Source organism: Salimicrobium halophilum (assembly GCF_900100295.1).
Classification (GTDB): Bacteria; Bacillota; Bacilli; order Bacillales; family Halobacillaceae; genus Salimicrobium; species Salimicrobium halophilum.
Genome location: NZ_FNEV01000003.1, coordinates 49322 through 61933, shown reverse-complemented (window position 1 = coordinate 61933; position 12612 = coordinate 49322). Strand labels below are relative to the sequence as shown.

Below are 12612 nucleotides of genomic sequence, written 5' to 3'. Positions count from 1 at the left end.
GAATAACTTGGGGTCGCTCTGAAGGAGCGGCTCTTTATGTTTAGAAGTGAATATACACCTTTTCCTTCTCATGGAAAGAAAAATGTTGCATAATGAAAATACTTGAAATGGAGGAGGGAAGAGAAGTGGAAAAACAGGATCACAGGTTCAGGATAGCCAATCGTGAAGCTTTGATTGGCATAGGACTTGCTGTTATCAACTTTCTCTGGTGGTTCGGCTTTGCTTATGGTCTCGGAAGCAAACCGCCTGAAGAATACAGTTACATACTAGGGTTGCCGGCCTGGTTTTTCATGAGTTGTGTCGGTGGTTTTCTATTAATGTCGGTATTGGTGATTTTTGTCGTGAAGATTTTCTTTACAGACGTATCTCTGGATGTAGAGGATGAAGAGTTCAAATGAATATTGCAGTTGTATTACCCTTGTTTTTATTTATTCTACTTATTTTCTTTATCGGATTTTGGGCTAACCGGTCGATCCGTCTGTCTAAAAAGGATTTCATGCAGGAATATTTTTTAGGAGGACGGCAGTTAGGCGGGTTTATCCTTGCCATGACTATGATGGCTACATACGGGAGTGCCAGTAGTTTTATCGGGGGGCCTGGAGTGGCTTACACTCAAGGGTTGGCATGGGTGCTGCTTGCTATGACGCAGGTGGTCACCGGTTACTTCGTGCTGATGATCCTCGGAAAGAAATTCGCAATCAAAGCTCGTCAGTATAAAGCTGTTACATTAACGGATTATTTACGTTCGCGGTATCAAAGTCATACGGTAGCGCTGATTGCGGCGGTAAGTATCATTGTATTTCTGTTCTCTGCGATGGCCGCACAGTGGGTCGGGGGAGCAAGGCTGATAGAAACAGTCGCGGGCATCCCTTATACATCCGCGCTGTTCATATTCGCTGCCTCCGTTTTGGTGTATGTCGTAATAGGAGGATTCCGTGCTGTAGCTTTGACGGACGCGGTACAGGGAAGCGTGATGTTCATAGGTACGCTCGTTCTACTTATCGCTACCATCATAGCCGGTGGAGGAATCGATACGATCATAAATGATTTATCTGCTGAAAACCCTAATTTGATTACTCCGTTCGGTGCAGAGTTGACACTTTCTCCTGCCTACGTCTCCTCGTTCTGGATTCTTGTAGGTGTAGCTGTAGTCGGACTTCCTCAGGTTACGCTGAGGGCGATGTCTTACAAAAGTTCTCAGGCGATGCACCGTGCAATCATCATCGGAACGGTAGTCGTCGGCTTCGTCATGCTTAATATGCACCTGATCGGTGTCTTCGCGAGACCGATCCTGCCTGGTATCGAGGTGGGGGACCGTGTGATGCCGATGATAGCCCTTGAAGTACTGCCCGCCTGGGTAGCGGGGCTCGTACTGGCTGCACCGATGGCCGCAATCATGTCGACCGTCGATTCCCTTCTGCTCCTCGTGAGTTCTGCTTTCGTCAAAGATATCTATGTCACTTATATGAAACCGGACGCTTCCGAAAAGCGGGTGAAAACGATGAGTTTCGGAGTGACGGCTGTACTTGGTATTCTCGTCTTCCTGATGGCTCTGCAGCCTCCGGATCTTCTCATCTGGCTGAACCTGTTCGCATTCGGCGGACTGGAAGCTACCTTCATTTGGCCGGTGGTGCTCGGACTGTACTGGGAGAAAGGGAACAAATATGGAGCGATTTCTTCTATGCTGACAGGAATCGTTTCGTATATAGTGATCGATCAGTTCTTCTCCCAGCCTCTCGGTATGCACAGCGTCGTGCTACCTGTTGTGTTTTCCTTTATCATTTATATTCTTGTTAGTCTGGGAACTTCCCAGGAATACGTAAGTCATACAGTTGAACAATCCAGGTGATGGAACCCGACCTTCTTATGGTCGGGTTTTCTTGTTGAAGGAGGGTTATGAGATGATTTTGCATACGATTGGGAGGAAACTATCGCATAACAATCGGAATGATGCATGTTAGCCTTTGAGGAGTGAAAAAAGTGTTCCATACTTCATGATATGCTGTGTTTTCTATGTTTCTTATGAAAAATTCATCGAATAGAATTAGGGGACAGAAGAAAAAATTTAAAAAACTATCATTCATCGATTTCTGACTTACCGCAGGTTGAGAAATTCAAAAAGGTGACCTGGAATTCTATTATTCCTATAGACCGAAGAGCAGCTTCTTTCAATAATCCGCTTTTGAGCGAAACAGGAAAGCCCGGTAAGATACATAGTGAGAGGAGGGATGAAACAATTGCAGCTTGAGCAGGAGCAATGGTTCACACTTACGAGACCATGTCATCACTGCAATACCGAAGAACTTGAAGACCATATGTATTACGTACAGGATGGGGTACATGATGGAACGGTCCTGTGTGGGGACTGTTACGATTTTTACTTAGAAGTGATAGAAGAGAGGGATTAATCCATGCCAGGAGAAAGCGCATATGTCATGGAACAGAGAAGGAAAGAAGATACAAACAGGCGAGCGTCTTGGGGGAGACGCTCGCCTGTTTTCTGTATTATTCGTCACAGCCTTCTTCCGTGCATGTACTTCCTGTAGCGCCATTCAGACTGGTGAAGGATGGAGTACTATTCTCTTCCTGCCATACCTGTTCGAGTGCCTGGTCGAACGTTTCTTTGGGCTGTGCCCCGGATATGGCATACTTACGGTTTATGACGAAGAAAGGAACGCCCTGTACGCCGAGCTGATAGGCTTCTCTCTCCTCATTTCGTACGGCCTCTGTATAATCTTCGCTTCTCAATACCTGAGCTACGGCATCAGAATCAAGCCCTGCCTCTACAGCGAGCTCATAGATCGTTTCAGCGTCTCCGATATTTTTTCCGTCTGTCAACACAGCCTGCATGAACTTCTCCGTCACTTCGTCATTCTTTCCTTGTTCTTCCGCAAATTTAGCGACGCGATGAGCATCGAACGTATTCGCCGGAATCACCTGATCGAAGCGGAAGGTGAGTCCACTTTGTTTCGCTTCTTCTTCCATATGAGAAGTCATTTCTTTCGCCTGTTCTAAGGTTTTATTATATTTTTTAGCCAGTTTCTCATGCATGTTCGGTTTCGTTTGTGTTTCTGCGTCAGGGTCCAGTTCAAAACTTTTGTATTCCCATTCCACTTCCGCATGTTCAGGGAGAGCATTCACTGCCTGCTCCAGGCGCCGCTTCCCAATATAGCAGAAGGGGCATACAAAATCGGACCATATTTCTATTTTCATCATTTTCACCTCAACTTCATCCGTTTCATGTACTTATTTTAGATGTCTGTTTCCAAAAAATCCATTAATCTGATTACACCCGAATGAAATCCGTTTCGATTATAGCTCTGAAGGAGGGTGGTCAAATGAAAATCACCAGGGAAGAACTATTGCGGCGCAGCACGAGAAATATGCAGGGCGTGGAGAACCGTATTGCTGAATGGGGGCAGAGAATCATCAGTCAAGTTTATGATGAAGGGATCTTCGCCCAGGTCACCGGGGGATACCGTTCTCATGAACAACAAGCATACCTTTATGGGCAAGGTCGGCCAGGGTATCAGTTCAATGGTACCAAATATGGGAGACGGGGGAAGGTGGTAACGAACGCAAAGCCCGGACAGAGTATCCATAATTACGGATTTGCTATCGATTTTTGCCTTGTTACGGATAACGGACAACAAGCCGTATGGAAAGTGAATGAGGACTGGAGAAGGGTTGCTTCTGTGGCTAAAGGCTTAGGATTTACGTGGGGTGGAAACTGGAATTCTTTCCAGGATTACCCTCACCTAGAATGGACCCATGGTATGTCTTGGGAAGAATTGAAAACAGGGAAGAGTCCTTTCGATTATCCCGGGTTTCTACTAAGAAGAGGTAGCAGAGGTAAGCGGGTCAAACAGGTTCAAGTTGCCGTGCAAATAAGAACGGATGGAATTTTCGGTCCGAAAACAGAAGAAGTCATACGTCATTTCCAGAGGAAACATTGTCTGCAGGTCGATGGAATTGTAGGTCCTGAGACATGGGTGAATTTTTACAGGTGACGGATCAGAAAGTTGTTCGAACCTTTTGAATCAATTTACAAAATCTCCAGAATATATATACACAGCATTAACCTTGTCCATTTATAATAAGAATGCGCTTACATTTATTAAAAGGAGGAGACGCGTTTGAACTATGTGAAAAGGTTGGCGCTAGGTATCGGTACGGCAGCAATGGTGCTTGCACCATATGCGAATGTGGACAGGGTAAGTGCAGAGGAGACGACGGATTTATTATTTTCTGAATATGTAGAGGGAAGCGGCTATAACAAAGCACTTGAGATTTATAACGGCACCGGGGAAGCGGTGGATCTGTCCGGGTATACCGTGGAGCTGTATTCCAATGGAAGCACCACGGCTTCGACCGATTTAACGCTCGAAGGAACGCTTGAAGCCGGTGATGTTCATGTGATCGCTCACACGAGTGCCGGTGAAGAAGTACTCGCAAAAGCGGATACGGAAAACGGTGGAGTGACGAATTTTAACGGGAATGACCCGGTTGTTCTTAAGAAAGCAGACACTGTGGTCGATTCCATAGGCCAGACCGGAAGCGAGGACTCCTTCGGGCAAGACGTAACGCTTGTCAGAGATGAAAGTATTACGTCCGGTGATACGGTTATAGATGATGCTTTTGAAACATCCGCTGAATGGAATCCTTATCCGAAAGATACGTTCGAAAATCTTGGAAGTTACGAAGTAGAAGAAGAGGAAGCGGTTGAAAAAGTCACGATTGCAGAAGCCAGAAATGCTTCCGAAGGGGATACCGTGAGAGTGGAAGGTGTTGTAACTGCATCTTTTGTCACCGGAGGTCAAACAAACCTGTACGTTCAGGACGACACTGCTGGAGTCATTCTGCGCGGTCCTTCTCTTGACGTAGATCTTGGAACAAGAGTGGAAGCCCAAGGTACACTTGGTGACTATTTCGGGATGGCTCAAATAGAAACCCTGGACTCTGCTATCGAAGAAACGGGATCCCCTGGTGTTCCACAACCTGAAACAGTGACCAGTTCTGGTATGACTGAAGATGTGGAAGGGGAGCTTGTACAGGCAGAAAACGTAACAGTGGAAAGTGTCAATGAATTCGGCGATTATACACTTCAGGATGAAGAGGGTACTTTATATTCCACTCCGAAAGAAGAAGGGCTGCTTGATGTAGGGGATACATACGAACAGCTGACGGGTGTGGTGAACTACAGCTATAACGAATACCGGATTGTTCCGAGAAACGACAGAGATGTTGTAACGGAAGTATTCGCTGTCCAGTCTTCTGAAGAATCAGGCAGTATCGTCGAAGGCACAGAAGTAGAACTATATACTGCTCAGAAAAATGCAGAAATCCGCTACACGACAGATGGATCTGAAGCTGATATGGACAGTACTCTCTATACCGGACCGATTCCTATCACGGAAGACACGACGCTGAGTGCAGTTGTCGTGAAAGAAGATGGAACAGTAAGTGAAGGGAAGACCTTTACGTACAGTGTTCTGCCTTCTGTAGATGATGCGGAGATCCACGACATCCAGGGAGTCGGCCACACCTCTCCGTATGAAGGACAAGCCGTGACCGGAGTGATAGGTGTGGTGACGAAGCTGGACGGATCCAGTGGTTTCTATATGCAATCGGTGAATCCGGATGATGACATTCGTACATCAGAAGGTATCTATGTTTATAGCTCTGGTCATGAGGTGGAAGTCGGAGACGAAGTAGCGGTAGATGGTGAGGTAACCGAATGGAGAGAAGACGGCTATAGCGATGTTGATGACCTCCTTACTACTCAGATTTCGGCTTCAGGTATCACAGAAATCTCTTCCGGGTCGGAGCTGCCGGATACCACCGTCATTGGTGAAGATCGTATTCAGCCTACAGAAACGGTCGAAGATGACGGCATGACCTCGTTCGATCCTAAGACGGACGGTCTTGATTTCTATGAAAGTCTCGAGGGAATGCTTGTGGAACTACCGGATGCAACGGTAACCGGTCCTGTCAAATACGAAGAACTTCCGGTTTACGTAGAAACTAGTGAAGATCAGGCATTTACGGATGTCGATGGTCTGCGACTGACGGAAGAGGATCTGAACCCGGAGCGGATGTTGATTGATGTAGATGGCGAGGACATCGTTGCGAAAACGGGAGACTACTTTGAAGGCTCGATTACCGGTGTCGTGAACTACGACTACAGCAATTACAAAATCCGTCCGACCGGAGACCTTCCTGAATTGAAAGATGGAGGAGCCGAGGAAGAGTTCGGTACGCTTGAAGGTTCCGAGACAGAGCTGTCTGTAGCAACGTATAACATGGAAAACTTCTCGCCGGAGACGAGCCCTGAAAAAACTGCTCGGATCGCTGAACAGATGGTGGAGAATATGAACGCTCCTGACATCGTCGGATTGGTGGAAGTGCAGGATAATAGCGGAAACGAAGATGACGGTACTGTCGACGGAAGTGAGAGTTATGAGACGTTAATCACGGCCATTGAAGAAGCAGGCGGTCCGACGTATGAATACGCGGAGGTAGCTCCTCAAGATGGTCAGGATGGGGGTATTCCAGGCGGGAATATCCGAGTCGGTGTCATCTATAATCCGGAGCGCGTGACGATGACGGACAAACCAGCGGGAGATGCGACAACAGCGGTGGAAGTGACAGAAGACGGACTTTCCCACAACCCTGCACGAATCGCTCCGCAAAATGAGGCTTGGGATGACTCCCGGAAACCATTGGCAGCCGAGTTTGAATTCAACGGAGAGAAAGTGATTGTCATAACGAATCACTTCAACTCCAAAGGCGGAGATGGAGCACCGTTTGGAGCAGAGCATCCTTACGAACTCGGAAGTGAAGACCAACGTATGAAACAAGCTGCTTTGATCCGCGAGTTCACCGAGAAAGTGGAAGCGGAAATGGAGAATGCGAATGTAGTCGTAATGGGTGACTTGAACGATTTCGAATTCTCGAATCCTCTGGAAGAATTAGAAGGGGATGTGTTGAACAATTTGATTGAAGACGTGGACCAGCAAGACAGGTATACGTACAACTATCAGGGAAATGCCCAAGTATTGGATCACATTCTTGCGACAGACAGCTTGTATGAGAACGCAGAAATCGAAACGATCAACGTGAATTCCAATTTCAGTGTAGAGAACGGAAGGGCAAGTGATCATGACCCAGTGCTTGCATTATTCGACTTTGAAGAAGAGAGTACACATCCAGGAAAAATGAAGGGCCATGACAAGTGGGAAGATCACCCGGTCCATGACGAACATCCTGGAAAAGGAAACAAGAAAAACGGAGACAAATGGGAAGATCATCCTGTTCATGACGAGCACCCTGGAAACGGAAAGGGTAGGAACAAATAATCATCTGAACAGTTATCAGTGTAAGTAGTTTTGGCGCCTATCTCCCTGAAACCCCATTAATACTTGATTTTCAGGGAGAAGAAGGCGTTCATTTTTTGAGCGTAGGTAAAAGTTCTTATAATAAATTGTAAAACTCGTTTATTTTTCAGAATATTTCATGTAAAATGAAAAATGAATGGGCTTTCATATTTTACTAAAAGGAGAGATGGATGTGAGTAAAAACAAGAAAATGCTGACGGCTTCCGCAATAGCTGCAACAGCTGCGGTGACGGTATCAGCACCTGCTGTAATGGCGGATTCGCATCAGTTCGAAGACGTCAACGACCGATATACGGAAGCGGTTGATTTCCTGGTTGAACAGGGAGCGACCCAGGGGTACACAGAAACGACCTTCGGTACATATATGCCGATCAAACGTGTGGATGCGGCAGTACAACTCGCCAATGTTCTTGGTCTTGATATTGACGCTGATGCTGATACAGGCTTCAATGATGTTCCGGCTCGTGCAGAAGCTGAAGTAGCGGCTCTTAAAGAGGCTGGTATCACAGAAGGTAAGACTTCTGACACATTCGGGGCCAATGATCTGATCACTCGTGGTGAATTGGCTATCTGGATCCAGGAAGGGTTCGGATTGGAACCGACTACGGATACCATCGATTTTGATGACGTCAGCAACCGCTATTATAAAGCGGTCCAGGCATTAGTCGATCATGGCATCACTAATGGTGTGTCTGAGACGGAGTTCGGTGTCGATATGGAAGCGAAACGTGGAGATTACGCCGTGTTCCTTCATAGAGCTGCTGAAGCGACCGACGACGATTATGAGCTTGCGTTGATGCACACGAATGATACACACGGAAACATCGGCAACATAGCCGAGACGAAAACAGCGGTAGACAATTTCCGCGGTAAAAATCCTGCATCACTCCTTCTTAGTGGTGGAGATGTCTTCTCCGGTACTCTTTACTTCCAGGAGTTCCTGGGACAGGCCGACCTCGATTTTATGAATCAGCTCGGTTATGACGCCATGTCTTTCGGTAACCATGAATTTGACCTCGGAGCTGGTGAAAATGGTCACGAAGCCCTTGCAGAATTCGTTAATAACGCGGAGTTTCCATTTGTCGCTTCCAACGTCGATTTTTCCGAGGATCCACTTTTTGACGATATGGATAAAACGGATATCGTGACGGCAGATGCGAAGGATGGACAGATTTACAGTGGCTTCACGAAAAAGGTCAAGGGAGAGGAAGTCGGAATCTTCGGGTTGACGACTGAAGAAACAGCCGATATTTCCAGTCCTGAGAATATTACTTTCTCCGACTACATTGAAGAAGCGGAAGCGATGGTTCAAGCTTTTGAAGACCGTGGGGTGGATAAAGTCATCGCCCTTACGCACCTCGGACTGAACGATAATCCTGAATACGATAACGATGAAGTTCTGGCCGAAGAAGTAGACGGCATTGATATTATTGTCGGCGGTCATACGCACACGGAGATTCCTGAGCCTCGTTTCGTAGACAAAGATGAACCTACTGTAATCGTACAGGCAGGTGGAAATAACGACAATCTTGGCACACTGGAAGTCGAATTTGATAGTAACGGTGTAATCACTGATTACGAAGGGGAACTCGTTGAACTTGATGGGCTTCCTAAAGACGAATCTTTTGCTGAACAGCTTGAACCTTACACGGAGCAAGTACAAGAACTGCAAGAAGAAGAAATCGGAGTATCTGCTGAAGTTCCATTAAATGGTGTGCGTGAAGACGTACGTACAGGGGAAACGAATCTCGGGAACCTGATCACAGACGGTATGCTCTGGAAAGCTCAACAGATCAACCCTGAAACACAAATCGCTGTATCCAATGGAGGAGGCATCCGTACTTCTATCGATGAAGGACCGATTACTCTAGGAGAGATTCTGGAGGTTATGCCATTCGGAAACGAACTTGGCATCATGGAAATCCAGGGTTCCGAGTTCATGGAAGCTCTGGAGCATAGCGTATCTACAGCTCCTACTGCAGGTGGACAGTTCCTCCACGTCGCTGGTATGAAGTTCGAATACGACAGCAGCCAGCCTGCCGGTGAGCGTATCGTAAGTGCAGAAGTACTACAGGACGATGGTACGTATGAACCATTGATGGAAGATGAAATGTATTATGTAGCTAGTAACCTGTTCACCATTCAAGGCGGGGACGATTACGACATGTTTGCAGAAGTTTATGAAGATAACCGGGTAAGTGAGCCTGGATTCGTAGACTACGACGTATTCACAGAATATCTTCAGACTCAGGGGGATTCTGTATCTCCTGAAGTAGAAGGCCGTATTGTCGATGTGAACCAGTAATAGTGAAGAGAGTGACTTCCGGATCATCCGGAGGTCATTTTTTTATTTGTTTTTAATCAGGAGCATCGATCTACTTAGGGACATGGGTCCGATTTTTCGAAAGTGCATCCATATTATTGACATATTTGTGAACATCTAGTTTAATAATATATAGAAAATTTAATATTTTCGAAAAATTAATCGTCATAATTGTAAGCGATTACAGAAAGGGGTGACTCATGGAACTTGTCATAGGATTTGTGATACTGACGGTCGTCAGTGTGTTTTTAGGACTTAAAAAATCGAAACCTTTCTTTCTCTTTGCTCCATTTTTGGCACTATTCGGTTTCGTCATCGTCAAAGTGGCGATGGTTCCGCTTCCATTCTGGGAGACGGTATCTTTCATTTTTGACTTAAGGGATTAAATCAGGAGGTGGATCATTTGCAGAAGATCGATAAGAAGACAGCGGATGCTTATTTCCGTACTCGCACCATGCTCATCGTCATTTATCTTGCCATCGGATTTTGTGTTTCTTATGGGGTAGTGCTTTTTGCAGAGCCACTATCATCTATTACGTTCTTAAACATGCCGCTTCATTATTATATGGGAGCACAAGGTGCTGTACTGACATTTATTTTTCTGTTATTCGCCAACGCTATTATAAGTGATATCGTAGACAAAAAATTCGGCCTGCTGGATCTTGATCAGGAAGAGGATGAAGATCAGGCGGTCAATAAATAGTAGGGGGAAGGTATGGATACACAATTTCTAGTCTCACTCGCATTAATCGTAGCGACGTTTGCGCTATACATAGGTATCGCCATCTTTAACACTGCAAAGAAGACATCTGATTTTTATGTAGCGGACCGCGGGGTCCCCCCTGTATTCAACGGCATGGCTATCGGTGCCGATTGGATGAGTGCAGCTTCATTCATAGGAATGGCGGGAACGATCATGCTTCTCGGATACGATGGGCTGGCTTATATCATGGGCTGGACCGGAGGGTATCTCCTCCTGACATTTCTACTTGCTCCTCAGTTGAGGAAATATGGGAGATATACGGTGCCTGAATTCATCGGAGACCGGTATAAAAACGACTTGGCCCGTCTCATAGCCGCTGCAGCCACGATCATCATCAGTTTCACTTATTCAGTCGGACAGCTGGCGGGATCAGGGGTCGTCATCGGTCGACTACTTGAAGTGAACACAGCCATCGGTACACTGATCGGTGTCGTCCTGATCGCTTTCTACTCTGCGCTCGGGGGAATGAAAGGAATCACCTGGACACAGGTCGCTCAGTACGTTGTTCTTATCACAGCATACGTGATTCCCGTCGTTTTCATGGCTATGCAGTTGACGAACAATCCACTCCCATGGGTTTCTTACGGGGAAGTCGTATCTGAGTTCTCAACGCTGGATCAACAGCTAGGCATAAGCGAATACCTTGTTCCATTCACAGAAGGAACGAAATGGCAGTTCATCGCTTTGATGTTTACACTTATGGCTGGTACCGCAGGGCTGCCGCACGTAATCACCAGGTTCTTTACGGTGGCGACGATGAAAGCGGCCAGGTGGAGTGGAGCATGGGCACTTGTATTCATCGGACTTCTTTATTTGTCCGCGCCTGCTTATGCAGCTTTCTCCCGCTTCATTCTTATGACGCAGGTAGCGGGGTCTTCCATCAATAATCTACCTGCCTGGACTCAGTCCTGGGTGGATACGGGACAGTTATCTGTAGCTGATTCCAATGGAGACGGCACGCTTCAGTGGTCGGAACTTGTCATCAGCGGAGATATCGTCGTCATGGCGACTCCTGAGATTGCGAATCTTGGTATCTTCGTCATCGGTCTGATGGCTGCTGGTGCCATGGCTGCCGCCTTATCAACGGCAGGTGGTCTGATGATCACGATCTCCGCAGCCCTGTCTCATGACATCTACTATCGTTCCATCAATCCTAAGGCTACGGAAAGAAAGCGTCTGGCTGTCGGTCGCTGGTCTATCGTCATTGCAACAGTCATTGCCGGTCTGATTGCCCTGAATCCTCCAGGTGCGATTACACAGATCGTAGCATGGGCGTTCGCACTCGCATCCGGGTCCTTTTTCCCTGCACTGGTACTTGGTGTATGGTGGAGAAGAGCAAATGGACCAGGGGTCGTGGCGGGAATGCTAGTCGGGCTTACAGTGACGCTCAGCTACATTTTCCTTGCCAAATTCGGAGGAATAACGCTTCTTGGTATCATAGATACGGGGGCAGGGGTATTCGGCGCAGCAGCCGGGTTCCTTGCTAACATCATCGTCTCCCTCATGACCAAGAAGCCGACACAGCAAACGATCGACGAAGTCACGGACCTCCGTTATCCGGAACAGTTGAAGTACGAAAACGGAGAAGTCTGGGTCAATAAAAAAGCGGAATAATCACTCATACAAAAACACGGATGCCTTTAGTCAGCGTCCGTGTTTTGCTTTTTGTCTCTGATATACATGTAGATGTTCAAACAGATGAAGGCGATGGCGATCAGGCCGCCTACCGTCGTCAACTCGAGCCAGTCCGTGAATGAACCGACGAGAAAATAAAGCAAGAAAAACAAAGCGAATCCTAAGTAATACACGTGTTCTTTTCCCTCCTATAAAGGATACATATAAAAGCGATAGACCGTAAATTCATCCCCCTGCATAATATCATACGATTCGATATTTATCGAAGGGAACAGAACGCCGTCTTTCTGCTCAAACGATAAAGTGAGTACATATTCTCTATTTTCAATCAGAGGGATCGGAAAGGGATTGACTATTTCCACGACCCATTCGTAGGCGAATCTCTCGACGAATGCATGGGTGAAGTCTGTCGGCACATCGTCGAGCCACAGTTTACTGATCGGTGTCAGATGTCGATTAGCATCCATAAGCGTTTCTCCTTCTGAAGTAGTAGT

At 46.7% G+C, this 12612-nt stretch carries 12 protein-coding genes; 9 read left to right on the top strand and 3 right to left on the bottom strand.

The genetic code is table 11. From position 1 onward, the window contains the following. Window positions 1-125: 125 nt before the first annotated feature. The 3 genes from BLQ44_RS06030 to BLQ44_RS16380 all read left to right on the top strand — a co-directional run bounded on the left by BLQ44_RS06030 (window position 126) and on the right by BLQ44_RS16380 (window position 2408). Window positions 126-398 (top strand): YhdT family protein, encoded by a 273-nt coding sequence (locus tag BLQ44_RS06030; protein WP_093192987.1) that lies wholly within the window; start codon window positions 126-128, stop codon window positions 396-398. After that, window positions 395-1849 carry a sodium/pantothenate symporter gene (panF, locus tag BLQ44_RS06025; RefSeq protein ID WP_093192986.1) on the top strand — a complete coding sequence of 485 codons (1455 nt, stop codon included), beginning with the start codon at window positions 395-397 and terminating at the stop codon, window positions 1847-1849. The genes BLQ44_RS06030 and panF overlap by 4 nt, the downstream gene beginning before the upstream one ends. 379 nt (window positions 1850-2228) lie before the next feature. Continuing rightward, window positions 2229-2408 carry a hypothetical protein gene (locus BLQ44_RS16380; RefSeq protein WP_143004702.1) on the top strand — a complete coding sequence of 60 codons (180 nt, stop codon included), beginning with the start codon at window positions 2229-2231 and terminating at the stop codon, window positions 2406-2408. Between the two features lie 97 nt (window positions 2409-2505). Here the strand turns inward: BLQ44_RS16380 and BLQ44_RS06020 are convergent, their stop codons facing one another. Beyond that, window positions 2506-3213, bottom strand: a complete 708-nt coding sequence (locus BLQ44_RS06020) for a DsbA family oxidoreductase (RefSeq protein ID WP_093192985.1) — start codon at window positions 3211-3213, stop codon at window positions 2506-2508. Between the two features lie 125 nt (window positions 3214-3338). Between BLQ44_RS06020 and BLQ44_RS06015 the strand changes: the two genes are divergently transcribed. The 6 genes from BLQ44_RS06015 to BLQ44_RS05990 all read left to right on the top strand — a co-directional run bounded on the left by BLQ44_RS06015 (window position 3339) and on the right by BLQ44_RS05990 (window position 12097). Further along, a complete protein-coding gene (locus BLQ44_RS06015) occupies window positions 3339-4010 on the top strand; it encodes a M15 family metallopeptidase (protein ID WP_176757443.1) in 672 nt (223 codons plus the stop codon). A gap of 135 nt (window positions 4011-4145) precedes the next feature. Next, window positions 4146-7358 carry a chitobiase/beta-hexosaminidase C-terminal domain-containing protein gene (locus BLQ44_RS06010; RefSeq protein WP_245688121.1) on the top strand — a complete coding sequence of 1071 codons (3213 nt, stop codon included), beginning with the start codon at window positions 4146-4148 and terminating at the stop codon, window positions 7356-7358. Window positions 7359-7563: 205 nt separating this feature from the next. Further along, the gene (locus tag BLQ44_RS06005; protein ID WP_093192983.1) at window positions 7564-9702 is read left to right on the top strand and encodes a 5'-nucleotidase C-terminal domain-containing protein; all 2139 of its coding nucleotides are present in this window, start codon (window positions 7564-7566) and stop codon (window positions 9700-9702) included. A 218-nt stretch (window positions 9703-9920) separates the two neighbouring features. Continuing rightward, the gene (locus BLQ44_RS06000; protein ID WP_093192982.1) at window positions 9921-10106 is read left to right on the top strand and encodes a hypothetical protein; all 186 of its coding nucleotides are present in this window, start codon (window positions 9921-9923) and stop codon (window positions 10104-10106) included. 17 nt (window positions 10107-10123) lie between these two features. Then, the gene (locus BLQ44_RS05995) at window positions 10124-10423 is read left to right on the top strand and encodes a DUF4212 domain-containing protein (protein ID WP_093192981.1); all 300 of its coding nucleotides are present in this window, start codon (window positions 10124-10126) and stop codon (window positions 10421-10423) included. 12 nt (window positions 10424-10435) lie between these two features. Then, window positions 10436-12097, top strand: coding sequence for a sodium:solute symporter family protein (locus BLQ44_RS05990; RefSeq protein ID WP_093192980.1), 1662 nt, complete (start codon window positions 10436-10438; stop codon window positions 12095-12097). Between the two features lie 26 nt (window positions 12098-12123). Here BLQ44_RS05990 and BLQ44_RS16505 read toward each other — a convergent pair whose 3' ends face one another. Together BLQ44_RS16505 and BLQ44_RS05985 are read right to left on the bottom strand one after the other, a co-directional pair. After that, complete coding sequence (locus BLQ44_RS16505; RefSeq protein ID WP_176757442.1) at window positions 12124-12291, bottom strand: hypothetical protein; 168 nt, start codon at window positions 12289-12291, stop codon at window positions 12124-12126. Between the two features lie 15 nt (window positions 12292-12306). Next, entirely contained in the window at window positions 12307-12585 is a 279-nt protein-coding gene (locus BLQ44_RS05985; protein ID WP_093192979.1) for a hypothetical protein, read from the bottom strand. Window positions 12586-12612: the final 27 nt, after the last annotated feature.

What these genes read in the sequence shown, in the direction of transcription:
- BLQ44_RS16380 (WP_143004702.1), top strand. Translation starts at nt 2,229, where the DNA reads ATGAAACAATTGCAGCTTGAGCAGGAGCAATGGTTCACACTTACGAGA.
- BLQ44_RS06000 (WP_093192982.1), top strand. Translation starts at nt 9,921, where the DNA reads ATGGAACTTGTCATAGGATTTGTGATACTGACGGTCGTCAGTGTGTTT.
- BLQ44_RS05990 (WP_093192980.1), top strand. Translation starts at nt 10,436, where the DNA reads ATGGATACACAATTTCTAGTCTCACTCGCATTAATCGTAGCGACGTTT.
- BLQ44_RS06020 (WP_093192985.1), bottom strand. Translation starts at nt 3,213, where the DNA reads ATGAAAATAGAAATATGGTCCGATTTTGTATGCCCCTTCTGCTATATT.
- BLQ44_RS06015 (WP_176757443.1), top strand. Translation starts at nt 3,339, where the DNA reads ATGAAAATCACCAGGGAAGAACTATTGCGGCGCAGCACGAGAAATATG.
- panF (WP_093192986.1), top strand. Translation starts at nt 395, where the DNA reads ATGAATATTGCAGTTGTATTACCCTTGTTTTTATTTATTCTACTTATT.
- BLQ44_RS05985 (WP_093192979.1), bottom strand. Translation starts at nt 12,585, where the DNA reads ATGGATGCTAATCGACATCTGACACCGATCAGTAAACTGTGGCTCGAC.
- BLQ44_RS06005 (WP_093192983.1), top strand. Translation starts at nt 7,564, where the DNA reads ATGGATGTGAGTAAAAACAAGAAAATGCTGACGGCTTCCGCAATAGCT.